Genomic DNA, 24,621 nt, shown 5'->3' with positions numbered 1-24,621 from the left:
AGCCAAGCTGCTTCATATAATTATATTCACTAATTATATATGATTAATCATATACTGATATTTAAAGCATTAAACTAACATTGTATGATGTTGTTTAATGCTTTTTTAATTTCTAATAAGTTTAATATCACAAAGTTTTAACATTGCTGTGTACCGAATGACGGAATTTTCAAAAAATGGAACGCAAAATTAAGCTGTTTGGACAACCGATCATTTTTTGATATGGTTCACTAGTGCTTTTTCAGGATGCTTCAGTAGTTTACGAGATATAGCTCTTTTTTATTTCAGAAAATTCTAACTATTGTTATAATATAAAGTACTTACTAATTAGATTATTTTAATGAGGAGGCATAGCATGGAAATGTCAGAAAGGCTAGCTTCAATTCCTGATAGTTACTTTGGCAAAACAATGGGCCAAAAAGTTGAACATGGTCCTTTACCACTTATAAATATGGCAGTTGGAATTCCAGATGGAGAAACGCCAAAAGGTATTATCAATCATTTTTCAGAGGCGCTATGTATTCCAGAAAACCAAAAGTATGGTCCATTTCATGGCAAAGATACCTTTAAACAAGCTATTGTTAACTTCTATCAAAGACATTACGATGTTGAATTAGACAAAGAAGATGAAGTTTGTATTTTATATGGGACTAAAAATGGTCTTGTCGCATTACCTACTTGTGTTGTTAATCCTGGTGAAATCGTACTTTTACCAGATCCGGGATATACAGATTATTTAGCGGGGGTCATGTTAGCTGATGCTAAGCCACTCCCTTTAAAATTGTCGCCACCAAATTATTTGCCGAATTGGAATACTATAAGTGCTAAAGTTCTTGAGAAGACTAAGCTAATTTATTTAACATATCCTAATAATCCTACCGGTTCGACAGCCACACAAGATGTTTTTGATGAAGCAATTCATCGCTTTAAAGGTACTCAAACAAAGATAGTTCATGACTTTGCATATAGTGCTTTTGGATTTGACGCCAAAAATCCAAGCATATTAGCTTCTAATAATGCAAAAGATGTTGCTATCGAGATATTCTCTTTATCTAAAGGATATAATATGTCAGGCTTTCGTGTTGGTTTTGCTGTTGGGAATAAAAAAATGATTCAAGCGTTAAAGAAGTATCAAACTCATACAAATGCAGGTATGTTTGGAGCGCTTCAAGATGCTGCTACATACGCACTCAATCATTATGATGAATTTTTAGAAAAGCAAAATGAAATATTTAGACGTAGACGTGATAATTTTGAATCACAACTACAACGTGCACATTTACCGTTTGTTCACTCTAAGGGAGGTATTTACATTTGGTTACATACACCTCCGGGTTATGATAGTGAAGCATTCGAACAGTTGTTATTAAAAGAAAAGTCAATTTTAGTTGCACCTGGTAAACCATTTGGTGAAAATGGTAATCAATATGTGAGGGTTTCATTAGCGCTCGATGATAAACAATTAGAAGAAGCGGCGAATCGCTTAGCACAGTTACGGTATTTGTATGAAAGATAAAGGAGTTATAAAATGACTAAAATTAAATTAATGGGTGTCAGAGAAGAAGATGAACCTTACATTGAACTGTGGTCACAACAACATGAAGTGGAGGTAGAGATGTCGAAAGAACAGTTAACTGAAGACAATGTCCAATCTATTGAAGGATTTGATGGACTATCACTGTCTCAAACATTACCATTATCAGAAACAATTTATAATAAATTAAATCAACTTGGAATTCGGCAGATTGCTCAACGAAGTGCTGGATTTGATGGTTATGATTTAGAGTTAGCATCTAAATATGGTCTTATTATATCTAATGTGCCTTCCTATTCACCTCGAAGCATTGCTGAATTTACCGTGACTCAAGCCATCAATATTGTACGTCACTTTAATCATGTTCAAAGAAAAATGAGATTGCATGATTTTAGATGGGAGGCATCAATTTTATCTCAATCCATCAAAGATTTAAAGGTAGCGGTTATTGGCACGGGACATATTGGTGGCATTGTTGCACAAATATTCTCAGAAGGATATCTATGTGACGTTGTAGCGTATGATCCATTTCCAAGTGAACATGTGAAACCTTACGTTACCTATAAACAAAGTATAAATGAGGCTATTCAAGATGCAGATATCGTCACAATACATATGCCGTCAACACAGTATAACAACTACCTGTTTAATGAAAATATGTTTCAAATGTTTAAAAAGGGTGCTGTGTTTGTAAATTGTGCTAGAGGATCCTTAGTAGATACCAAGGCTTTGTTATCTGCAATAAATCAAGGTCAAATTAAAGGTGCGGCACTTGATACTTATGAATATGAGGTTGGCGTATATACGACAGATAGAAGTGAAGACGGTTTGAATGACCCACTTTTAGAGGAATTAATTACTAGAGAAGATATTATTGTTACACCTCACATAGCATTTTATACTGAAGCGGCAATTAAACATCTGATTTTTGATGCTTTAGATGCAACAATGGAAGTATTAAATACTGGCACGACACAGTTAAGAGTAAATTAAAAAGCATAAAGGGTAGCGAGAAGCATTCCCTTTATGCTTTTTAACATTAGCGATTATTTAACATCATAACCTTGTTCTTCAATTGCTTCTTTCATATTGTCAAATGTAACTTTTGAATCATTATACTCAACGCGTACATGATTTTCATCTAAATTTACTTCAGCACTTGATACGCCATTTAGTTTAGCTAGTGCCGATTCTACGGCGTTTCTACAATGTTCGCAACTCATACCTTCAACTTTTATGATTTTTTGTGTCATCATTATCACTCCTTTTTACTCCACATATTACATACTATCATAAAGCTCAAATGTAAATTTTTAAAGCTTTCTGTATAAATTGTTTAGAAAGTAAATCATTTTGTAAGATATTTATCATCATTATATATATACTATAGTTTCATTTTTTTCAGTCTTAAGGCATTCGTAACTACGCTAACAGAACTTAATGCCATAGCAGCACCAGCAATCCAAGGTGCTAATAAACCACAAGCAGCTATTGGGATGCCAGCTACGTTATATCCAAATGCCCAAAATAAATTTTGTCGAATATTTTTAATCGTAGCTTTACTTGCTTTGATAGCTTTTGGAACTAATAGCAAGTCACCACCAAGAATCGTAATATCTGCAGCTTCAATCGCTACCTCAGCTCCAGTGCCTATAGCCATTCCAATATCGGCTTTTACAAGTGCAGGCGCATCATTAATTCCATCGCCGACCATGGCAACCTGTTTACCTTTGTCTTGTAATAAAGAGATTTGATGTGCCTTTTCTTCGGGCAATACTTCTGCAATGACATATTCAATGCCAACTTGTTTTGCGATGGTTTGAGCTGTTCGATTGTTATCACCAGTCAGCATAACCACGTCGATATTCATATTTCTAAGCTCTTTTATAGCTTGTTTAGCATCATTTTTTACTGTATCAGCTATAGCAATGATTCCATTAATTTGATTATCCACGGCAATCATCATTGCCGTTTGACCTAAATATTCATAGTGATTTAATTGCTCATTTAATTTATTACTAATAGATATATTGTAATCATTCATTAATTTTCGATTGCCCACGAGGATTTGTTGTTGATGAATCGTAGCTTTAATGCCATGTCCGGGAACTGATTTAAAAGAGTCATTATCAAGTAAATTAAGACCTTTATCTTTAGCATAAGTAACAATGGCATCAGCAAGAGGATGTTCTGAAGTATTTTCAGCACTTGCTAAAAGTTGTAATGTATCATTGTCACCAACATAATCAGTTACTACAGGTTGCCCATTAGTAATTGTACCTGTTTTATCTAGCACGATTGTATCAACATAATGTGCGCGTTCTACAAATTGGCCTCCTTTGAATAATATGCCATTTTCTGCAGCACGTCCCGTACCCACCATAATAGATGTAGGTGTTGCTAAACCAAGTGCACAGGGACAAGCAATAACTAAAACAGATATTGCTGAAACAAGTGCAGGTTCAAATTGTCCAGGGTGAACGAATATAATCCATATGATAAAAGTAATAATCGCAATGCTAACCACAATCGGAACAAAATATCCAGAAATAATATCAGCTAAGCGTTGAATCGGTGCTTTAGAACTTTGAGCATCCTCAACCACTTTAATTATATGTGATAATGCAGTATCACCACCTACTTGAGTTGCTTCAATCATGATTGAACCATTTTTATTCATGGTAGATCCAATCACTGAATCGCCACTACTTTTTTCAACAGGTATAGACTCACCAGTTAGCATGGATTCGTCTATGGAAGTATCTCCTTTAGTGACTTTGCCATCTACAGGTATCTTTTCGCCGGGTTTAATTAGTAAAGTATCTCCGACTTTAACTTTATCAAGTGGAAGCATAATTTCTTTATTTTCTTTAATTACACGTGCTTCTTTTGCTTGTAAATTTAACAATTCGCTTAATGCATTGGTAGTCTGTGATTTGGCACGTGCTTCTAAATATTTACCAAGAAGAATTAACGTAATTAAAATAGCACTTGTTTCAAAATACAAATGTGGGTGATGTGTTTGATGTGTGAGCCACATCATCATTTCGTAAATGCTATAAAAATATGCGGCACTGGTACCAACAGCAACCAATACATCCATGTTAGCTGAACCATTTCGTAAATTTTTATACGCGCCAACGTAAAATTGCCAACCAATAATAAATTGGACAGGTGTCGAAAGAATTAATTGTACCCAAGGATTGACCAAAATGGATGGAATGGAAATAGGTGAGATATGCACCACCATTACTAGTAATAGTGGCAATGATAAAATAGCTGAAATGATTAATTTATTGCGTTTATGTTTTAACTCTTGTTTTTTACGATTTGATTGCGCTTTTGATGAAGTTTTAGTTTCAGCATCGTATCCAATATTTTGAATACGTTTAATTAATGCTTCCGTGTTCGTAGCACTAGGGTAATATTTGATGTGTGCTTGTTCGGTAGTTAAATTTACTGTTGCCTGTTGTACACCTTGCGTTTGATTCAGAACCTTTTCTATACGATTAGAACATGCAGCACATGTCATACCATTTATATTTAATTCTACTTGCTCAACAGCAACATCATAGCCGAGACTTTGAATTTGCTCTACAAAATCTTCGAGATGATAATCGTCAGACTCATAGTCGATAGTTGCTTTCTCAGTAGTCAGATTCACTTTAGCTTGAACATGATTCATACGATTCAATTTCTTTTCAATGCGATTTGAGCACGCAGCACATGTCATACCAATAATATCCAAAGTCAACGTTGTATTCGCCATCTAAATGCCTCCATTTCACATCTAATATACCCCCTATAGGTATACAAGTCAACTGCTTAGCTCTTATATATTATGGGATAGTATTATGTGTTACCTTTAAGAAAAATTAATCAATAAATCTATATAGGTATAAATAATTAATGGATAAAAATAACAAAATACATCGTTTAATTTATTAATAGGAAACAATGCATAACATCATGTTTTTATCTTTTTCTCAATTAGTATTGCATAAGTGTTAGAAAAAGTCAGAAGGATTTAGGTTTTCAAAATTAATATTATGATAATTATTGAAATGGTCAATTTTGATATCTTCAATCATTTTTCCACTTTTGATTTGTTCGAAATAATGATTTGCACAATGTATAACATCGTATTCATTGAACGTTTTGATTAAGCCGATGATTATTAATGATAATATAATTCCCTTAAGTATTTTTCTCATAGGATACAACTCCTTTATTGAATTATATATGAGTGTACATTTTTTTATGATGATAAACATGCGTCTATAGAATGGATATTGACTCATTCCTTAGTTTGATTAAGCAATAGCATATTAGATTTTCTAATATAATTGCTGTACGTGTTTGATGATAAAACCTTATGGGAATTTAAATGTAAAACATAAATTGAGGTGATGAGAAGTGGATTTATTAAAATTTCACAACAAAATCAAAGGATATACTCAAAATAGACAACCAGGTATTGAAGCGGATATGGAACCTAAACCCATTGCAGAATTAGAAGAATATAAAGCAGCAGGAAAGTTAGAGAATAAAGTTGCTCTAATAACAGGTGGAGATTCAGGTATTGGACGTGCGGTAGCAATACTATATGCTAAAGAAGGGGCAAATGTTGCTATTGGTTATTATGACGAACATCAAGATGCCGAAGACACAGTTAATCGACTTCAAGAAATTGGTGTAAAAGCTAAAGCTTATGCCCATGACTTAAAAGATGAAAAGCAATCTCAAAAGTTAATCAAAGACGTCATAAATGACTTCGGTGGTTTAAATATATTAGTAAATAATGGTGGCGTACAATTTCCACGCGATCATTTTGAAGATATCACTCCACAACAAGTGAAAGAAAGTTTTATGACGAATATTTTTGGCATGATGTTTTTATCCCAGGCAGCAGTACCTTACCTATCTGAAGGAGACACAATTATTAACACTACAAGTGTTACAGCATATAGAGGATCGGGACATCTCATTGATTATTCAGCTACAAAAGGTGCCATAGTATCGTTTACTCGTTCTCTTGCTACTACTTTAATGGAAAAGGGAATTCGGGTTAACGCCGTTGCGCCCGGCCCAATCTATTCACCTTTAATTCCTGCGACATTTGATGAAGAGAAAGTAGAACATCAAGGTGGCGAAACGCCGATGGGCCGTCGTGGACAACCAGCAGAACTTGCACCTTCTTATGTCTTCTTAGCAACACATGCAGATAGTTCCTATATTACTGGTCAAGTCATTCATGTCAATGGTGGCGATTTTATCACATCTTAACAAAATTAATAGCACTACTTGGAGCTGATGTTTGGCATTCTAAGTAGTGCTAAATCTTTAAGAGAAGATTAGTTGAAATTAAACGACTTTATAGATGTAATATGACGAGGAGATGGGTGAAAAGAATATCATTTTGATAGACTTGATTCTATTAGATGTCTATACAATAATCGAATAAATGTTTATGTGTATTGAAAGTGAACATAAGAATAAGTCCATGTAGCGATTAATTTTAAAAAAATCTTCCATGAAAAGTATAAGTTAAATGAGATGTCTAAACATAGGTAATGTTTAAAACTGTAAATTTATTTATAGAAAACGAAAATTTTACGGTTTGAAAAGTCACTCATTTTAAAATGAAAGCGTTTGCAAATATGTGAGCTTACATAGTAAAATAAGACAAAGGTTATGGCGAAGAAAAGTCTTTAAAATAAAAGAAGATGACTAGTCATACCTTTATGCACAAAGGATGGTAGAAATGATAAATTCATAGGGGGTAATTAATAATGGTAGTACCTTTCAAAAATGAACCTGGTATTGACTTTTCAGTACAGGCAAATGTTGAGCGTTTTAATGAAGAATTAAGGAAAGTAAAAGCGCAACTAGGACAAGATATACCACTTGTGATTAACGGTGAAAAACTTACTAAAACCGATACTTTTAATTCAGTGAATCCTGCGAATACATCACAGCTCATTGCGAAAGTGTCTAAAGCAACGCAAGATGATGTTGAAAAAGCCTTCGAATCAGCAAATCATGCGTATCAATCATGGAAGAAGTGGTCGCATAAGGACCGTGCAGAATTATTGTTACGTGTAGCAGCAATTATCCGTCGTCGAAAAGAAGAAATTTCCGCTATTATGGTTTATGAAGCTGGCAAGCCTTGGGATGAAGCAGTTGGAGATGCGGCTGAGGGTATCGATTTTATAGAATATTATGCAAGATCAATGATGGAACTTGCAGATGGTAAACCAGTATTAGACAGAGAGGGTGAACATAATCGTTATTTTTATAAGCCTATTGGTACAGGAGTGACAATTCCACCATGGAATTTTCCATTTGCAATTATGGCTGGGACAACTTTAGCTCCTGTTGTTGCAGGTAACACTGTATTATTAAAGCCTGCTGAGGATACAGTTTTGACTGCTTATAAATTAATGGAGATATTAGAAGAAGCAGGTTTACCACAAGGTGTTGTAAATTTTGTTCCTGGTGATCCAAAAGAAATTGGAGATTATTTAGTCGACCATAAAGAGACACATTTTGTCACATTTACAGGATCCCGGGCTACAGGCACACGTATTTATGAACGTAGTGCTGTAGTGCAAGAAGGACAACAGTTTTTAAAACGTGTTATTGCAGAGATGGGTGGCAAAGATGCGATAGTTGTAGATAATAATGTAGATACTGATTTAGCAGCTGAAGCAATTGTTACATCTGCTTTTGGTTTCTCTGGTCAAAAATGCTCTGCGTGTTCTCGTGCCATAGTCCATCAAGACGTGCATGATGAAATATTGGAAAAAGCAATTCAATTAACTCAAAACTTAACTTTAGGTAATACTGAACAGAACACATTTATGGGGCCGGTAATTAATCAAAAACAATTTGATAAAATTAAAAATTATATTGAAATTGGTAAAAAAGAAGGCAAACTAGAGACTGGCGGCGGAACAGATGATTCTACCGGTTATTTCGTTGAACCAACAATTTTCTCCGGACTACAATCTGCGGATCGTATTATGCAAGAAGAAATTTTTGGACCAGTCGTAGGATTTGTTAAGGTCAAGGATTTTGATGAGGCTATCGAAGTAGCAAATGATACTGACTATGGTTTGACAGGCGCCGTAATTACTAATCGTCGTGAACATTGGATTAAGGCTGTGAATGAATTTGATGTAGGTAACCTTTACTTGAATAGAGGCTGTACAGCTGCAGTAGTGGGTTATCATCCATTTGGAGGATTCAAGATGTCTGGTACAGATGCTAAAACAGGAAGTCCAGATTACTTGCTTAATTTCTTAGAACAAAAAGTTGTTTCCGAAATGTTTTAATTTATATATATAATATGTCGTTGTAATGTGCGTGAATGAGGGAAGATGACTTATAACCACTTTACAACGACTTTTTAGTTTAGAAAGGAAATAATTATTGCAATTGATAGAAGAATGTTTAGTCATATATTAAAAATAATATTTTCATCAATACTAACTATATGAATAAACGTTTAAAATAATGTATTGTTCACAAAAAAGACACACATTCTGTTAATTGGTTATTGTAAAAAAGTAGTTTAAAGCATATTCTGTTGTTAAATGATAATGATAATGATTATTAATTAGAAAGTGTGAACAATATGATTAGTGTAAACAATGGGGTAAAAAATAAAAAATATAGAGTGAAACATATAGGGATTTCAAATAAAAATATGTTGTATCGCTTAGGAGCATTAGGCTTAAATATTGGAAGTGAAATTAGCATCAAACAGAAATGTTTACTCAACGGTCCTAGCGTTGTTGAAGTAAATGGTCAATATTTAAGTTTACGACAACGTGATGCGCGACTCATAACATTAGAGGAGTAGTTATAATGACTCAAAGCTACTGTATTCTTGGAAACCCTAATGTAGGCAAAACATCATTATTTAATGCGTTAACCGGTTCTTATGAATATATAGGTAACTGGAGTGGCGTAACCGTTGAAAAGAAAGTAGGAAAATTGAAAGATAATGTAGGTGATTTAGTTGATTTACCAGGCATTTATGATTTATCACCTATTTCTAAAGATGAGACGGTTGTCACAGATTATTTAATGTCAACATCGTTCACAGGAATGATTAACATTATTGACGCATGTCAGCTTAAAAGAAATCTTAATCTTACTATACAGTTGATGGAACTCAACAAACCTATGATTATTGGTTTAAATATGATAGATGTTGCAACACAAAGAGGTATTAAAATTAACTATCAGGCATTGATGAGAAAATTAAAAATACCGGTATTTCCAATTGTTGCAAGAAAGGCAAAGGGGACACATAATCTTTTAGGAGAGCTTAATTATTTAGAACCACATCAACGTCGTGCATTTAAGATTAATTATGGAACTGAAATTGAAACTGCAATTCAACAAATTTGTTCAATTATCAAACAAGATAATATGTATCCAACTGAACGTTTACGTTTTATAGCCATACAGTATTTAATAGACAATGTTCAAATTTATCAAGAACTCGACACCATGACTTTAGAACAGTTAGAGCCCATTAAGCGAGGGTTGAGTAACGCGACAGAACAATCAACACGACAAAGAATTGAAGCTGTGCGAAATGATTACATTAATCAGCTATTGGAAGATATCGTAGAATATCCCGAAGAGGATAAACAATTCTTTACTTCAAAAGTGGATCGATTATTATTAAATAGATATCTAGGTATACCTATATTTTTAGGCATTATGTGGCTTATTTTTCAAACAACCTTTACATGGATAGGAACACCATTATCTGATCAATTAGACGCTTTTATAAGTGGTCCTTTATCAGAATGGATTAAATCTGTTATGAATACATTACATATTACGTCGTTTCTTCAAGATCTTATTACAGATGGAATTATCGCTGGTGTGGGTTCTGTATTGGTATTTGTACCACAAATTGTTGTGTTATTCTTTTTTATTTCTCTATTAGAAGATTCAGGTTATATGGCAAGAATAGCTGTATTAATGGATAAAACAATGGAATCTATAGGTTTAAGTGGAAAATCATTTATTCCTATGATTATTGGATTTGGATGCAATGTACCAAGTATTATGGCAGCAAGAAGTATAGAGAATGAGAAAGAACGTTTGATTACAATATTGGTTGCACCCTTCATGTCATGTTCAGCACGTTTACCGGTTTATGCACTTTTTGTAGGAGCATTTTTTTCAGCACATCAATCACTAGTTGTATTAAGCTTATATATTTTAGGTATAGTTGTCGCTTTACTAGTAAGTACGTTATTGAATAAATTGATATTAAAAGATAATCAGTCTGTTTTTATTGTGGAGTTACCGACATACCGTTTTCCATCATTTAAAACACTTTGGCGCAGTACTTGGGAAAAAGCAAAAGGTTTTGTCAAAAAAGCAGGTACCTTTATTTTTGGTGGTTCAGTCGTTATTTGGACACTTACATACATCGGTCCGCACGGTGTTAATGTGCCAATTAATCAAAGTTTTATGCACATGATTGGTCAAGGGTTTGCGAATTTAATTGCACCTTTAGGATTTGGCTCTTGGCAGGCAGGAGCGACTTTAATACCTGGCTTTCTTGCTAAAGAAGTGATTATCAGTTCTATGGCTATTTTATACTCTTCTAGCGAAAGTGGTTTAACACAAGTCATTCAACAGCAATTCACCCCACTCTCAGCTTATGCATTCATGATTTTTATTTTACTTTACGTTCCTTGTATCTCAACAGTCGCAACGATTCGTAAAGAGACAAGTTCTTGGAAATGGACATTATTAGCGGTTGTTTATCCAATAGTAACAGCATATATATTAACGTTTATATTCTATCAAGTTAGTCAATTATTTACATAAAGGATGAATTCGTCATGTTTATTTTAGTCAATACAATATTGTTCATAGCGATTTTTGGTTATACAGCAATGACATTAGTAAAATTCTTTAAACGTTCAAAAGAAGGTGATTGTGGTGGGTGTAAATCTAATTGCAAATGCGATACGAAACCTTCACCTCATAAAAATAAATTAAATATTCCACATATTAAGTCATAGATAATTACAATAACAAACCTCTTTCATTCGGAAATGTATTTACGAATGAAAGAGGTTATTTGTATTGATAAAATTTTGACATGTTACCTCCGTACAATAATGATTAAAAGTTTTAAAAAGTGATATACTACATGTAAAATGTATGTATATAAGTCAATTACTAATTGGGAGGAATAAATGTATGAAGGGTAGCAAAAAATTAAATGAATTACTAGAAGATAATCATAAGAAACTAAAAAAATTATTTAAGTACGATCATAAAAAGGCATTGGCGTTTACACCAGAGGATAGAGAAAAAGTTAAGGACAAGTTTGGTGTCTATGTGATTTTCGATGAGGAAAAACCAGTGTTTGTAGGTCAAACTGGAGGATATTCATCCACTCATCAACCTATTAATAGTGATTTGTATACAAAATTAGGACAATACAATTCACATTCAGAAACAGGTACGACTAAATTTAGAAAAGCTTTTGCTCAAAATAAAGACTTAAATCAAAACCATTTAAAAGACATTACTGCAGATAATTACGGCTTCACTTTCCAATATATAAAAGTAAAAGACGAACCTGCGTTCATTAATGTTTTAGAAATTCTAGCATTAGAATATGCAAAAAATAAGGGGTATGAACTTTATAATTTTCAATAAATACAATGACATCTAATCAAAAGGTTGATTTGGACTTTAAATTCTAAATCTTGACGAGTCTGGAACGTAAAACAAAGTTCCAGACTTTCTTAAAGTATGGACTGTCAATAATTGACTTAATATAAAGATAATGACATTTTTCAATTTTAGTTATCGTTGTTGGTGTATCATATTTTATTCAAGTGTTTATCCAATTTCATAAATATAGCAATGATCTATATTATAAAATGATGTTCAGGATAGAATGCGTTAGTTTATAAGGATATGACTAGAATGATATACACACTTAAGGAGTTGGTGAAATATGTATCAGTCAATGTATGACTCGCCCGTCGGCTTATTGCAATTAATTACAAACGATGGCATCTCGTTGTCACATGTCTTATATCCCAATCAACATTTGAAAGGAATTAAAACAAAGGATACTTTAGATATTTTTAAAGATACTAAAGCATGGTTAAGAGAGTATTTTAAAGGGAATTATCCTGAGATAAAAGTACCGTTAGCACCAAAAGGCACTGATTTTCAACAGAAGGTATGGAATGAACTTCAGACAATTCGTTATAGAGAACTTAAAACATATGGAGAGATTGCTAAAACAATAGGTCGAGCAATGAATAAACCAGCAATGTCTGCTCAGGCTGTAGGAGGTGCTGTTGGGAGTAATCCTATTTCTATACTTATACCATGTCATCGAGTGGTTGGTAAGGATGGAAATTTAACAGGATATGGAGGTACTTTAGATAACAAAATAAAATTATTAAAATTGGAAGAAATAGATATGACACATTTATATAGACCTAAAAAAACAACGAAACCTTGAGATACCTATATAGAATTGCTTTAGTTATTTGTTAATGTTGATCTATGGATAGGGTTCGTTTTTTATCTATGAATAGTAGATAAAGAGTATATAAATAGTAGAGGTCTATAATAGATGAAATTGTATTATCGTGGGATTAAAAAAGCCCCTAAAAACAGCTATATGACGTTGTTTTTAGGGGGAAATATGAACAGCAAGTTTGATTATTTCATATTAAAAAATTAAAAGAGCAAAAGAATTGAGTTTAGATTATTCTGCTATATGGTATTCGCGAATATTGTTATCAATAGATTTTAAATAGAAAATGTCACGATCTTCATTTGATTTTTCAAGTTCATGATTCAATTCTAAGTGATCGAAGCGCTCAAAGAAATGTTCATATTCATCAACAGAAACCTCTATTCTATTATTTAATAAAGATTTGTGGCGCTCAACATCTAATTGTTCCTTGAACCCATCTACTAATGTTCCACTAAAGAACTCGCCTACAGAACCAGAACCATAACTAAAGAGACCAATCGTTTGTCCGCCTTTTAAATCACGTGTTTCTAATAAAGAGATGAGACTTAAATATAAGGACCCTGTGTAAATATTACCGACATAACGATTATAATCAACTGCATTTTGGTAACTAGAGTTAAGACGTTCTTGTGTAGTTTCATCGGCATGATTAATAATAGAATCTAAAGCTTTTTGTCCCATTTTGGTGAATGGTACATGGAAACATAGTGAAGCGAAATCAGCGAGTGTTTTATTATGGCGGCGTGCATATTCATTCCAACTTTCTTGGAATGACTTGATATAGGCATCTTTCGACAATGCACCAGCAACTAAGGGATATTGATGACCCGTTGGACGCCAGAAATCATAAACGTCTTCAGTATATGCTACGGCATCATCATTAAGTTTTAAAATACTTGGGTTATGTGAAATCATCATTGCAACTGCACCGGCACCTTGAGTAGGCTCACCACCAGAACGAATACCATAACGAGCTGTATCACTGGCAATGACAAGAACCTTTTCGTTAGGGCGTTGAGCTAGATAATCTTTGGCAAGTTGGATTGCAGGTGTTGCTGCATAACAAGCCTCTTTCATTTCAAAGCATCTTGCAAAGGGTTGAATACCTAAAAGATGGTGAATTTGAACGGCTGCTGCTTTAGCGTTATCAATCGCAGACTCAGTTGCTACTATAACCATACCAATATTCTTTCTATCTTCTTCTGTTATAATATCTTTAGCAGCATTGGCTCCCATAGATACGATATCTTGGTTCACTGGGCTCACAGCCATTTCAGTTTGACCGATTCCAATTAAAAATTTATTAGGATCGACTTGGCGCGCTTCTGCAAGTTTAGCCATGTCTACATAATATTTGGGTACATAAAAACTTATTTTATCTATACCTATATTCATAAGGTGTGACATCCTTTCTTTTTTTAGAAGTAGCACTAGTATCATACCAAAGAAAATTCTTTTTATACAATGAAATATAACAGACATGACCAGGAATATATAATAAATTTGTAAGCGCTTTACAACAATTGTAAAAAGTTTAGAATTATTTTTGTGCAAGACAATGTTGGCAGTTGATATTTAAAGAGAAGTATAAATGATTACATCACTACATTAATATAAAGATATTTTAAAGGAGTATATGAATGAAAAGTTTAGATAAAGGATTTAGACATTTAACACGAAAAGATAAATTAAAAGAACTTGTTGAATACGGTTGGCTAGAGGATGAAAACTATGAAATATTACTTAATTATCCGTTAATTAATGAGGAAGTCGCTAACAGTTTAATTGAAAATGTCATTGGTCAAGGTGCACTACCAGTAGGATTATTACCTCAAATTATAGTTGATGGTAAAGAATATGTAGTACCTATGATGGTAGAGGAACCGTCAGTCGTAGCAGCAGCAAGTTATGGTGCAAAACTCGTTAATCAAAGTGGAGGATTTAAGACGATTTCAAGTGAACGTCTAATGATTGGACAAATTGTCTTTGATGATGTAGATGACACAGGCTCATTAGCTAACTCAATATATCAAATTGAATCACAAATTCATCAAATTGCTGATGAGGCTTACCCTTCTATTAAAGCAAGAGGTGGAGGATATCAACGTATTGAAATAGATACATTTCCTGATCAACAATTATTATCTTTAAAGGTTTTTGTTGATACTAAAGATGCTATGGGTGCCAATATGTTAAATACGATATTAGAAGCAATCACTGCACATCTTAAAGTTAAATTTTCAAATCAAAATGTTTTAATGAGCATTTTATCTAATCATGCGACAGCATCAGTAGTAAAAGTACAAGGAGAAATAGATATTGAAGATTTACATAGAGGAGAGAGAAGTGGCGAAGTGGTAGCGCAACGTATGGAACGAGCGTCGGTTCTTGCACAAGTAGATATACATCGTGCTGCAACACATAACAAAGGTGTGATGAATGGTATACATGCTGTAGTATTGGCTACAGGCAATGATACAAGAGGCGTTGAGGCAAGTGCTCATGCATATGCAAGCAAAGATGGTCATTATAGAGGGATAGCTACTTGGGAATATGATCGCTCACGTAATAAATTGGTTGGAACTATTGAAGTTCCTATGACTTTAGCTACAGTAGGTGGAGGTACGAAAGTTTTACCTATTGCTAAAGCCTCTTTAGATTTGCTCAATGTTGAAAATGCACAGGAACTAGGGCAAGTTGTTGCTGCTGTTGGATTAGCACAAAATTTCTCCGCATGTAGAGCGCTAGTGTCTGAGGGGATACAACAAGGACATATGAGTTTACAATATAAATCATTAGCGATTGTTGTAGGTGCAAAAGGTGAAGAAATTGCGCAAGTAGCTGAAGCGCTCAAATATGAATCACAAGCTAATACTGCTAAAGCTCAAGAAATCTTGATGAATATAAGAGAATCATAATTAAAAAGCCGTCAAACGGGTATATCTTGATATATAGCTTTAAGGATATACTTATTTGACGGTTTGTTTGATTTGTTTAATAAATATAATTATAGTTTCGTGCAGACGATTTACTAATAATGCGTGTGCCGTAGCCTAATGGCACATTATAATTATATTCAGAAATTTTGATTTTTCCGTTCTTATATACTTTTTCAACTACTGCTACGTGCCCATAATAGCCTCTTGTTGATTGCATAACAGCGTATTTGCGAGGCTTATGTCCAGTTGCATAACCAGATCGACGTGCATTGCTATACCAATTCTTAGCATTACCCCATCGATTTGATACAGGTTTGCCTAATTGAGCACGACGTTTAAATGCCCACCAAGTGCATTGTTTTTTACCATAATAATTATGTGTAGCGGCATGTGAAATATGCGTTTGTTCAATAGCTTGATATGAGAGTGTTCCAGTAAACGTAATCATTGTAGCGATAATAATACGTGATAATAATTTTTTAAATTTCATTTCTTTCTCCCAAAAAATGTTTTTATTTAATGACAGTAATAATAATAATATTTAAAAATGCGCTATACAATATAAGAAACGAATTATCAAAGTAAATGTAACATTAATGAAATATACATATTTTTATCGTAATAATGGTTTGAGTAAAAAAAGAGAGAGACTACATTTATATTAAATGTAATCTCACTCAGGTACGAGATGATTAACTCCATGTATATAAGTATGCGTTAATGTTAAAGTCATGTCATAACATCAATTTATACTTTAGTGAATTGGTTGAAAACAGCTAGTGCCCGTTTGATACTCGCCACTGGTATGTTTTCCGGACATGGATGATTTCGAAAATATGTCAAGATTTCGTTTTGGCTCTTCACGTCTTTAGGGAAATTGATATCTTGATTAATCCAATCAACCAATTCACCTAATGGCGTGTCATCACCAAGGAAATTTTGCATAAATTCGTAAAAGCTCAATATCTCACCTCATAATATATTATATGAGCCGACTCTCATTGTAACATATTTTCGTTTTTTAAAATACTTGAAAAACAAAATAAAATGTTTTGAATTATAGTTTTTAAATTTATTAATCGCAAGAAAGGTCAATTTTATTGTATAATTAAACTTACTATTGAATCATATAAAAACTAGGGGGATATGCATGGATATAAAACACATGAAATACTTTGTTGAAGTTGTCAAACAAGGTGGTATGACAAACGCTTCAAAATCTTTGTATATTGCGCAACCAACTATCAGTAAAGCAATTAAGGATATAGAAGCAGAGATGGCTGTCCCTTTATTTGACCGGAGTAAAAGAAGTTTAGTACTTACTGATGCAGGTAAAATTTTTTTCAAGAAATGTCAAGAAATCATCGCACTATATGATAATTTGCCCACTGAAATTAATAGTTTGTATGGTTTAGAAACAGGTCACATCACTATTAGTATGTCTGCAGTGATGAGCATGCGTAAATTTATTGGCGTATTAGGAGACTTTCATCAACTTTATCCGAATATCACCTACAACTTAATCGAAAGTGGTGGTAAGACGACTGAAAACCTTATACTTAATGATGAAGTGGATATTGGTGTGACAACATTGCCAGTAGATCATCACAAATTTGAATGTATATCTTTAAACAAAGAAGAACTGACTGTAGTTTTAAATAAAGAACATCCTTTAGCACAAAAATCTTCTATTAAAATGGAAGAATTAGCTGATGAGAACTTCATTTTATTTAATGAAGATTTCTATCTCAACGATAAAATTATTGAAAATGCGAAGAATGCAGGATTCGTGCCGAACATGGCCTCACAAATCTCACAATGGAATGTGATTGAGAATCTTGTCATTAATCAATTAGGTATTTCCATATTGCCAGCCACTATAGCACAATTACTTAATGATGACGTCAAAATTGTACGTTTGGAAAATGCACATACAACTTGGGAGCTTGGTGTCGTTTGGAAAAAAGATAAACGTTTAAGTCATGCGACAAATAAATGGATAGAATTTTTGAAAGAAAGATTATCTGAAGAATAATATAAATATAATAATAAACAACGCATTTAATAAAAGAGCGAAGTTGTTAAAGATGTGAAATGATTTATTTTCACAAAGTCATATTACAACGAAAACGTAGGGTTTTGAATTATAGATTAATTCTGCCTTACGTTTTTTATTATCAATTATTAAGTTTGTAGCACTATTAATTTGCTAGCGTTTTCATAGATTTAAGGAATATAAAATATCATGAATAAATATTTTTAATATATAATAGTAAACACTATAATGGAAAATGTCACTAAAAAACACAGTAACAATTTGGACACATTTTTAGAAAGGGGTGTTGTTGATGGAAAAAGCAAAATTTGTCATTAAGTTAATACTTCAACTTGCCCTTATCATGCTTATTACTTTTATAGGCACTGAAGTTCAAAAATTACTTCATATACCTCTAGCAGGTAGTATTGTAGGGCTAATGCTTTTCTTCCTATTGTTACAATTTAAAATCATACCTGAATCATGGATTAATGTAGGAGCAGACTTTTTACTTAAAACAATGGTTTTCTTCTTTATCCCATCAGTGGTAGGAATTATGGATGTTGCATCTAATATCACGATGAATTATATATTATTCTTTATTGTTATTATAATTGGTACATGCCTTGTAGCACTTTCATCAGGTTATATCGCTGAAAAAATGCTAGAAAAAAACAATACACGTAAAGGAACTGATCACTCATGAATGAATACTTACAAGCAGTTCTAATGATTTTATTAACCATCGTTTTATATTATATTTCCAAAAAGATTCAAGATAAATATAAAAATCCACTATTAAATCCAGCTCTTATTGCATCAATTGCAATAATTATTGTTTTATTGGTTTGCGGAGTAAGTTATAAGGGGTATATGAAAGGTGGTACCTGGATTAACCATGTTTTAAACGCTACAGTTGTATGTCTTGCATACCCACTTTATCAAAATAAAAAGAAAATAAAAAAATATTTAACAATTATTTTCACAAGCGTGTTGACTGGTGTAGTTCTCAATTTTGTGTTAGTATTTACAACGTTGAAAATCTTTGGTTATTCTAAAGACACAATTGTTACCCTATTACCTAGATCAATTACAGCAGCAGTAGGTATAGAGGTTTCTCAAGAGTTGGGAGGAACAGATACAATTACTGTGCTCTTTATCATAACTACAGGTTTAATCGGCAGTATTTTAGGTTCAATGCTTTTACGTATGGGAGGTTTTAAATCTTCCATTGCGCGAGGACTAACTTATGGAAATGCTTCTCACGCATTTGGTACCGCAAAAGCATTAGAGCTTGATATTGAATCAGGAGCGTTCAGTTCAATTGGTATGATTTTAACAGCAGTCATTAGTTCTGTTCTTATACCAGTACTGATTTTATTGTTTTACTAAAGGGAAAAAGATTTACTCATATTAATAGAAAGGGAGGCTATTTGTAAAAATGGCACAAATTAAAGCAAATGAAGCATTAGTTAAAGCATTACAAACTTGGAATATTGATCATTTATATGGTATTCCTGGCGACTCAGTAGATGCTGTTGTTGATAGCTTACGTACGGTCAGAGATCAATTTAAATTCTATCACGTACGTCATGAAGAGGTAGCGAGTTTAGCTGCTGCAAGTTACACAAAAATGACAGGTAAAATTGGTGTAGCTTTAAGTATCGGGGGACCTGGTATTGTACACTTATTAAATGGTATGTACGATGCTAAAATGGATAATGTACCTCAACTTATTATTGCTGGACAAACAAATAGTACATTATTAGGTACAAAATTCTTCCAAGAGACAAACATTTCTAAAATGGTTGATGATGTTGCTGTATATCACCACCAAATTCAAAAAGGTGATAACGTATTTGAAATTACAAATGAAGCAATTCGTACGGCATACGAGAAAAAAGGTGTCTCTGTTATCATTTGTCCGAATGACTTATTAACTCAAAAAATTAAAGACACTACAAATCGTGCAGTTGATACAACTAAACCAAAACCAGTTTCACCAAAATTCAAAAGTATTAAAAAAGCAGCTAAATTAATTGATAAAGCTAAAAAACCAGTAATGCTTATTGGTTTAGGTACACAACACGCTAAAGATGAATTACGTGAATTTATTGAAGCTGCAAAAATTCCAGTTATTCACACATTACCTGCAAAAACAATTTTACCTGATGATCATCCTTATAGTATTGGTAACTTAGGTAAAATTGGTACTAAAACATCTTATCAAACAATTCAAGATGCAGACTTACTAATTATGGCTGGTACAAACTATCCGTATGTTAACTATTTACCTAAGAAAAACATTAAAGCTATTCAAATCGATACGAACGAAGAAAATATTGGTGCACGCTTTAAAATTAATGTAGGTATTTTAGGCGATAGTAAAGTTGCTTTCCATCAACTAACTGAAAACATTAAGCATGTTGCAAAACGTCCATTCTTAGATAAGACATTAGAACGTAAAGCAGTTTGGGATAAATGGATGAAACAAGATTTGAATAATGACAATTCACCATTACGTCCAGAACGTTTAATGAAAGCAATCAATGCTAACTTAAAAGATGATGCAATTATCTCAGCAGATGTTGGTACATCTACAGTATGGTCTACGCGTTACTTAAACTTATCTGTAAATAATAAATTCATTATTTCTAGTTGGTTAGGTACTATGGGCTGTGGTTTACCAGGTGCTATGGCAGCAAAAATTGCTTATCCAAACCGTCAAGCAGTAGCTATCACAGGCGACGGTGCGTTCCAAATGGTAATGCAAGACTTTGCTACAGCTGTTCAATATAACTTACCAATGACAATCTTTGTATTAAATAACAAACAATTGTCATTCATTAAATATGAACAACAAGCTGCTGGTGAATTAGAGTATGCCATTGATTTCTCTGATATGGATCATGCTAAATTTGCTGAAGCTGCTGGTGGTAAAGGCTATGTTGTGAGAGATGTAAGTCGTCTTGACGACATCGTTGAAGAGGCAATGGCTCAAGATGTTCCAACAATCGTTGACGTTCATGTTGATCCTAATGCTGCACCATTACCAGGTAAAATTGTAAACGAAGAAGCATTTGGTTACAGTAAATGGGCTTATAGATCAATTACTGAAGATAAAAACTTAGACTTTGATCAAATCCCACCAATCTCTGTAGCAGCTAAACGTTTCTTATAATAATAAATTTGTAGAAACTCGACTCTAAGTAGTCGAGTTTTTTTATGTAAATTTTCAAAAAATATTGTAAACGCTTTATTGAATGTGTATACTAGAGGTAAATAAAATCATTGCGTGTTACTGGTTATGCAGGCATGAGCAAATAAGAGTGTCTATCTTTCGTGATATGAAATTGATAGTCTTATTTGTTCATGCTTTTTTTGTGGCACGTGAATAAGAAGATAGAGAGGAATGAATTGATTATGTTTAAAAAGCTATTTGGTCAAATGCAACGTATCGGTAAAGCTTTAATGTTACCAGTTGCTATTTTACCAGCTGCAGGGTTGCTATTAGCAATTGGGACTGCATTTCAAGGCGAAGCGTTACAACATTATCTTCCATTTATAAAAAATGATATTGTTCAACAAATCGCTAATATGCTTACAGGTGCTGGTGGTATCATATTTGATAATCTACCTATTATCTTTGCTTTAGGTGTAGCAATTGGTCTTGCAGGTGGAGATGGTGTAGCTGCTATTGCTGCATTTGTTGGTTTTATCATTTTAAATAAAACAATGGGTGCATTCTTGCATGTAACCCCAGATAAATTATCAGATCCAACTAATGGATACGCAAATGTATTAGGGATTCCTACACTTCAAACAGGTGTGTTCGGAGGTATTATTATAGGTGCACTAGCGGCCTGGTGTTATAACAAATTCTATAATATTACCTTACCATCATATTTAGGATTCTTTGCAGGTAAACGTTTTGTACCAATTATGATGGCAACAACATCTTTTATTTTAGCTTTTCCGATGGCAATTATTTGGCCAACGATTCAAAACGGTTTAAATGCGTTTAGTGAGGGGTTATTAGATTCTAATACAGGTTTAGCTGTATTTTTATTTGGATTTATTAAGCGACTATTAATACCATTTGGTTTACATCACATTTTCCATGCACCATTCTGGTTTGAATTTGGTTCTTGGAAAAATGCTGCCGGCGAGATAATTAGAGGAGACCAACGTATTTTTATTGAACAAATCCGTGAAGGTGCTCACTTAACTTCTGGTAAATTCATGCAAGGGGAATTCCCAGTCATGATGTTTGGATTACCGGCTGCAGCATTGGCTATTTATCAAACAGCAAAACCTGAGAATAAGAAAGTAGTTGCAGGTTTAATGATTTCTGCTGCATTAACATCATTTTTAACTGGTATTACTGAACCATTAGAATTCTCATTCTTATTTGTAGCACCATTCTTATTCGTAATTCACGCTGTATTAGATGGTTTATCATTCTTGACACTGTACTTGTTAAATGTACATTTGGGATATACTTTCTCTGGAGGATTTATAGATTATGTCTTATTAGGCATTCTACCTAATAAAACGGCATGGTGGCTTGTCATTCCAGTAGGTATTACTTATGCAGTGATTTACTACTTTGTATTTAGATTCCTTATTGTTAAATTTAACTATAAAACACCAGGTCGTGAAGATAAAAAATCAACAGTAACAACGACACCAGCTAGTCAACTGCCATTCGATGTTTTGAAAGCAATGGGTGGTAAAGAAAATATTAAACATCTAGATGCTTGTATTACTCGACTAAGAGTAGAAGTAAATGAAAAATCAAAAGTTGATGTTGCCGGTCTTAAATCATTAGGCGCTTCAGGAGTACTTGAAGTCGGTAACAATATGCAAGCCATTTTCGGTCCTAAATCTGACCAAATCAAACATGATATGGCTAAGATAATAAGTGGAGAAATTACAAAACCAAGTGAAACAACAATTGATGAAGAAGTGTCAGATGAGCCTGTACATGTGGAAGATATTGTAGAAACAGAAATTTACGCACCTGGACATGGCGAGATAATTCCGTTATCTGAAGTACCTGATAAAGTTTTTTCTGAAAAGATGATGGGTGATGGTATCGGATTTGTACCAGATTCAGGAGAAATTGTAGCACCATTCGATGGTACGGTTAAAACAATTTTCCCTACAAAACATGCGATAGGATTGGAATCTGATAGTGGCGTTGAAGTGTTAATTCACATTGGTATCGATACAGTTAAATTAAATGGTGAAGGTTTTGAAAGTTTAGTAAATACTGATGAACCAGTAACACAAGGTCAACCATTAATGAAGATTGATTTAGAATACTTAAAAGAACATGCTCCAAGTATTATTACACCAGTAATCATAACAAACCAAGAAGACAAAACATTAACAATTGAAGATGTAAAACAAGTCGATCCTGGTAAAGCGATTATGACAATTAAATAAAGTCTATAAGAATAACTTGATGGCTAAAACAAACAAGTCTGGGACAATGATATTTTATGTCCCAGACTTTCTTTATGTATATACAAATTCTTATGAGATGAGCCCAACAGAGAGAATTTCCGAAGAAATTCCACGGACAAAGCAAGTTGGGGTGGGTAGAAGACAGGGGACTATGATTTCTATCCTAATTTGGCGCTCGTTTTAATAGGGGAAATTTTACAAAGTTGACAAGCGTGATAATTATAGGCAATGTTGATATTGGACATATCATTTTAAAGTGAAAGGAAAGTTGATAATCATGGATGACTTGAAGCAAAATCAATCTGCTAACGAAAAACCTAAAGGTAATAAAATAGTTAATATTTTGATATTCATCGGAATGATTTTATTAATTCAAATACCTATTGGCGTGTCACTAATAGCTTTACCATTTTCAGTGAAATTCAGTCAGTTAACTTCCATCGCATTAAGTATGCTAATAACTGGTATAGCACTATTAATCATATGGTTAGTTAGGAATTATTATTTGAGTCATACATATGAAAGACAATATCAATCAATGAGTGGAAAAGATATCTTTATTAATATTGGCTTTCTGATATTAGCAATGGTTTTTAGTATTCTAAGTAGTCTATTAATGGTCATATTTACTGGTAACGATACTACAGCTAATGAGAAAGAAATCAATGAAAGTTTAGATCTACTTTTACAAAAAGACCATTTACCACATATTTCAATTGTTGCAACTGTTGTTTTAATGATATGTATTATAGGTCCGTATTTAGAGGAATTACTCTTTCGAGGAATTTTTAAAGAAACATTATTTATGAAATATCGATTTTGGCTACCATTCATTATATCTTCTATTATTTTTAGTTCCCAACATTTATCAACAAATATATTTTCATATGCAATTTATTTTCTAATGGGTTGTGTATTATACCTTGCCTATAACAGAAGACGTAATATCAAAGATAGTATGATGGTTCACATGCTGAATAATTCTGTTTCAACATTACCGGTATTTGTTGGTTATTTATGGCTATATTTTAGATAGTAAACATAAGAATAGAGACCTGATTAAAAGTAGATGTATCTTTTGATCAGG

Annotated in this window: 22 protein-coding genes; 16 read left to right on the top strand and 6 right to left on the bottom strand. The window is 33.2% G+C overall.

Going from position 1 to position 24,621, the window contains the following annotated elements; all coding sequences use genetic code 11:
- Positions 1–355: 355 nt before the first annotated feature.
- Both HMPREF2897_RS10325 and HMPREF2897_RS10320 read left to right on the top strand, forming a co-directional pair.
- Entirely contained in the window at positions 356–1,516 is a 1,161-nt protein-coding gene (locus HMPREF2897_RS10325) for an aminotransferase class I/II-fold pyridoxal phosphate-dependent enzyme (protein WP_002490660.1), read from the top strand.
- 12 nt (positions 1,517–1,528) lie between these two features.
- Complete coding sequence (locus tag HMPREF2897_RS10320) at positions 1,529–2,527, top strand: D-lactate dehydrogenase (protein WP_070593155.1); 999 nt, start codon at positions 1,529–1,531, stop codon at positions 2,525–2,527.
- Between the two features lie 53 nt (positions 2,528–2,580).
- Here the strand turns inward: HMPREF2897_RS10320 and copZ are convergent, their stop codons facing one another.
- The 3 genes from copZ to HMPREF2897_RS10305 form a co-directional block, all read right to left on the bottom strand.
- Positions 2,581–2,787: a copper chaperone CopZ gene (copZ, locus tag HMPREF2897_RS10315; RefSeq protein ID WP_002476992.1), complete on the bottom strand. Its 207-nt coding sequence runs from the start codon at positions 2,785–2,787 to the stop codon at positions 2,581–2,583.
- A 131-nt stretch (positions 2,788–2,918) separates the two neighbouring features.
- Positions 2,919–5,303, bottom strand: a complete 2,385-nt coding sequence (locus HMPREF2897_RS10310; protein ID WP_070593153.1) for a heavy metal translocating P-type ATPase — start codon at positions 5,301–5,303, stop codon at positions 2,919–2,921.
- Positions 5,304–5,541: 238 nt separating this feature from the next.
- Positions 5,542–5,748, bottom strand: a complete 207-nt coding sequence (locus HMPREF2897_RS10305) for a hypothetical protein (protein ID WP_002447074.1) — start codon at positions 5,746–5,748, stop codon at positions 5,542–5,544.
- 202 nt (positions 5,749–5,950) lie between these two features.
- On the opposite strand from HMPREF2897_RS10305, the gene HMPREF2897_RS10300 reads away from it, so the two are divergent.
- The 7 genes from HMPREF2897_RS10300 to HMPREF2897_RS10270 all read left to right on the top strand — a co-directional run bounded on the left by HMPREF2897_RS10300 (position 5,951) and on the right by HMPREF2897_RS10270 (position 13,067).
- Positions 5,951–6,820 carry an SDR family oxidoreductase gene (locus HMPREF2897_RS10300; RefSeq protein WP_002447075.1) on the top strand — a complete coding sequence of 290 codons (870 nt, stop codon included), beginning with the start codon at positions 5,951–5,953 and terminating at the stop codon, positions 6,818–6,820.
- Positions 6,821–7,326: 506 nt separating this feature from the next.
- Positions 7,327–8,871 carry an L-glutamate gamma-semialdehyde dehydrogenase gene (gene pruA / locus HMPREF2897_RS10295; protein ID WP_070593151.1) on the top strand — a complete coding sequence of 515 codons (1,545 nt, stop codon included), beginning with the start codon at positions 7,327–7,329 and terminating at the stop codon, positions 8,869–8,871.
- Between the two features lie 302 nt (positions 8,872–9,173).
- Positions 9,174–9,401, top strand: a complete 228-nt coding sequence (locus tag HMPREF2897_RS10290; protein WP_002447077.1) for a FeoA family protein — start codon at positions 9,174–9,176, stop codon at positions 9,399–9,401.
- Between the two features lie 5 nt (positions 9,402–9,406).
- Positions 9,407–11,401, top strand: coding sequence for a ferrous iron transport protein B (feoB, locus tag HMPREF2897_RS10285; RefSeq protein ID WP_070593147.1), 1,995 nt, complete (start codon positions 9,407–9,409; stop codon positions 11,399–11,401).
- 14 nt (positions 11,402–11,415) lie between these two features.
- Positions 11,416–11,598 carry a FeoB-associated Cys-rich membrane protein gene (locus HMPREF2897_RS10280; protein WP_070593145.1) on the top strand — a complete coding sequence of 61 codons (183 nt, stop codon included), beginning with the start codon at positions 11,416–11,418 and terminating at the stop codon, positions 11,596–11,598.
- Positions 11,599–11,779: 181 nt separating this feature from the next.
- Positions 11,780–12,244 (top strand): hypothetical protein, encoded by a 465-nt coding sequence (locus HMPREF2897_RS10275; RefSeq protein ID WP_002475791.1) that lies wholly within the window; start codon positions 11,780–11,782, stop codon positions 12,242–12,244.
- Positions 12,245–12,548: 304 nt separating this feature from the next.
- Positions 12,549–13,067: a methylated-DNA--[protein]-cysteine S-methyltransferase gene (locus HMPREF2897_RS10270; RefSeq protein ID WP_002475794.1), complete on the top strand. Its 519-nt coding sequence runs from the start codon at positions 12,549–12,551 to the stop codon at positions 13,065–13,067.
- A gap of 249 nt (positions 13,068–13,316) precedes the next feature.
- On the opposite strand, the gene HMPREF2897_RS10265 is transcribed toward HMPREF2897_RS10270, so the two are convergent.
- Positions 13,317–14,483, bottom strand: a complete 1,167-nt coding sequence (locus HMPREF2897_RS10265; RefSeq protein WP_001832323.1) for a hydroxymethylglutaryl-CoA synthase — start codon at positions 14,481–14,483, stop codon at positions 13,317–13,319.
- A 245-nt stretch (positions 14,484–14,728) separates the two neighbouring features.
- On the opposite strand from HMPREF2897_RS10265, the gene HMPREF2897_RS10260 reads away from it, so the two are divergent.
- Entirely contained in the window at positions 14,729–16,006 is a 1,278-nt protein-coding gene (locus HMPREF2897_RS10260; RefSeq protein ID WP_001832354.1) for a hydroxymethylglutaryl-CoA reductase, degradative, read from the top strand.
- 76 nt (positions 16,007–16,082) lie between these two features.
- Here the strand turns inward: HMPREF2897_RS10260 and HMPREF2897_RS10255 are convergent, their stop codons facing one another.
- Both HMPREF2897_RS10255 and HMPREF2897_RS10250 read right to left on the bottom strand, forming a co-directional pair.
- A complete protein-coding gene (locus tag HMPREF2897_RS10255; RefSeq protein WP_070593143.1) occupies positions 16,083–16,517 on the bottom strand; it encodes a CHAP domain-containing protein in 435 nt (144 codons plus the stop codon).
- A 257-nt stretch (positions 16,518–16,774) separates the two neighbouring features.
- Positions 16,775–16,990, bottom strand: coding sequence for a sterile alpha motif-like domain-containing protein (locus tag HMPREF2897_RS10250; protein WP_002447085.1), 216 nt, complete (start codon positions 16,988–16,990; stop codon positions 16,775–16,777).
- A 187-nt stretch (positions 16,991–17,177) separates the two neighbouring features.
- On the opposite strand from HMPREF2897_RS10250, the gene HMPREF2897_RS10245 reads away from it, so the two are divergent.
- The 6 genes from HMPREF2897_RS10245 to HMPREF2897_RS10220 all read left to right on the top strand — a co-directional run bounded on the left by HMPREF2897_RS10245 (position 17,178) and on the right by HMPREF2897_RS10220 (position 24,570).
- The gene (locus HMPREF2897_RS10245) at positions 17,178–18,062 is read left to right on the top strand and encodes a cidABC operon transcriptional activator CidR (protein WP_002458227.1); all 885 of its coding nucleotides are present in this window, start codon (positions 17,178–17,180) and stop codon (positions 18,060–18,062) included.
- 313 nt (positions 18,063–18,375) lie between these two features.
- Positions 18,376–18,768, top strand: a complete 393-nt coding sequence (locus tag HMPREF2897_RS10240) for a CidA/LrgA family protein (RefSeq protein WP_002447087.1) — start codon at positions 18,376–18,378, stop codon at positions 18,766–18,768.
- Positions 18,765–19,454 carry an LrgB family protein gene (locus tag HMPREF2897_RS10235; RefSeq protein WP_002447088.1) on the top strand — a complete coding sequence of 230 codons (690 nt, stop codon included), beginning with the start codon at positions 18,765–18,767 and terminating at the stop codon, positions 19,452–19,454. The genes HMPREF2897_RS10240 and HMPREF2897_RS10235 overlap by 4 nt, the downstream gene beginning before the upstream one ends.
- Positions 19,455–19,503: 49 nt before the next feature.
- The gene (locus tag HMPREF2897_RS10230) at positions 19,504–21,243 is read left to right on the top strand and encodes a pyruvate oxidase (RefSeq protein WP_002447089.1); all 1,740 of its coding nucleotides are present in this window, start codon (positions 19,504–19,506) and stop codon (positions 21,241–21,243) included.
- Between the two features lie 242 nt (positions 21,244–21,485).
- Complete coding sequence (gene ptsG / locus HMPREF2897_RS10225) at positions 21,486–23,513, top strand: glucose-specific PTS transporter subunit IIBC (RefSeq protein ID WP_070593141.1); 2,028 nt, start codon at positions 21,486–21,488, stop codon at positions 23,511–23,513.
- A 289-nt stretch (positions 23,514–23,802) separates the two neighbouring features.
- Entirely contained in the window at positions 23,803–24,570 is a 768-nt protein-coding gene (locus HMPREF2897_RS10220; RefSeq protein WP_080147489.1) for a CPBP family intramembrane glutamic endopeptidase, read from the top strand.
- Positions 24,571–24,621: the final 51 nt, after the last annotated feature.

Origin of the sequence: Staphylococcus sp. HMSC065D05, assembly GCF_001813195.1 — a bacterium.
GTDB lineage: Bacteria > Bacillota > Bacilli > Staphylococcales > Staphylococcaceae > Staphylococcus > Staphylococcus epidermidis.
Note: the sequence above shows the minus strand (reverse complement) of the source record. Positions and strands in the feature narration are given on the sequence as shown.

Bases quoted from the DNA above. Each gene is read 5' to 3' on its own strand.
- HMPREF2897_RS10325 (WP_002490660.1), top strand. From the start codon at position 356: ATGGAAATGTCAGAAAGGCTAGCTTCAATTCCTGATAGTTACTTTGGC.
- HMPREF2897_RS10320 (WP_070593155.1), top strand. From the start codon at position 1,529: ATGACTAAAATTAAATTAATGGGTGTCAGAGAAGAAGATGAACCTTAC.
- copZ (WP_002476992.1), bottom strand. From the start codon at position 2,787: ATGACACAAAAAATCATAAAAGTTGAAGGTATGAGTTGCGAACATTGT.
- HMPREF2897_RS10310 (WP_070593153.1), bottom strand. From the start codon at position 5,303: ATGGCGAATACAACGTTGACTTTGGATATTATTGGTATGACATGTGCT.
- HMPREF2897_RS10305 (WP_002447074.1), bottom strand. From the start codon at position 5,748: ATGAGAAAAATACTTAAGGGAATTATATTATCATTAATAATCATCGGC.
- pruA (WP_070593151.1), top strand. From the start codon at position 7,327: ATGGTAGTACCTTTCAAAAATGAACCTGGTATTGACTTTTCAGTACAG.
- HMPREF2897_RS10290 (WP_002447077.1), top strand. From the start codon at position 9,174: ATGATTAGTGTAAACAATGGGGTAAAAAATAAAAAATATAGAGTGAAA.
- feoB (WP_070593147.1), top strand. From the start codon at position 9,407: ATGACTCAAAGCTACTGTATTCTTGGAAACCCTAATGTAGGCAAAACA.
- HMPREF2897_RS10280 (WP_070593145.1), top strand. From the start codon at position 11,416: ATGTTTATTTTAGTCAATACAATATTGTTCATAGCGATTTTTGGTTAT.
- HMPREF2897_RS10275 (WP_002475791.1), top strand. From the start codon at position 11,780: ATGAAGGGTAGCAAAAAATTAAATGAATTACTAGAAGATAATCATAAG.
- HMPREF2897_RS10270 (WP_002475794.1), top strand. From the start codon at position 12,549: ATGTATCAGTCAATGTATGACTCGCCCGTCGGCTTATTGCAATTAATT.
- HMPREF2897_RS10265 (WP_001832323.1), bottom strand. From the start codon at position 14,483: ATGAATATAGGTATAGATAAAATAAGTTTTTATGTACCCAAATATTAT.
- HMPREF2897_RS10260 (WP_001832354.1), top strand. From the start codon at position 14,729: ATGAAAAGTTTAGATAAAGGATTTAGACATTTAACACGAAAAGATAAA.
- HMPREF2897_RS10255 (WP_070593143.1), bottom strand. From the start codon at position 16,517: ATGAAATTTAAAAAATTATTATCACGTATTATTATCGCTACAATGATT.
- HMPREF2897_RS10245 (WP_002458227.1), top strand. From the start codon at position 17,178: ATGGATATAAAACACATGAAATACTTTGTTGAAGTTGTCAAACAAGGT.
- HMPREF2897_RS10240 (WP_002447087.1), top strand. From the start codon at position 18,376: ATGGAAAAAGCAAAATTTGTCATTAAGTTAATACTTCAACTTGCCCTT.
- HMPREF2897_RS10235 (WP_002447088.1), top strand. From the start codon at position 18,765: ATGAATGAATACTTACAAGCAGTTCTAATGATTTTATTAACCATCGTT.
- HMPREF2897_RS10230 (WP_002447089.1), top strand. From the start codon at position 19,504: ATGGCACAAATTAAAGCAAATGAAGCATTAGTTAAAGCATTACAAACT.
- ptsG (WP_070593141.1), top strand. From the start codon at position 21,486: ATGTTTAAAAAGCTATTTGGTCAAATGCAACGTATCGGTAAAGCTTTA.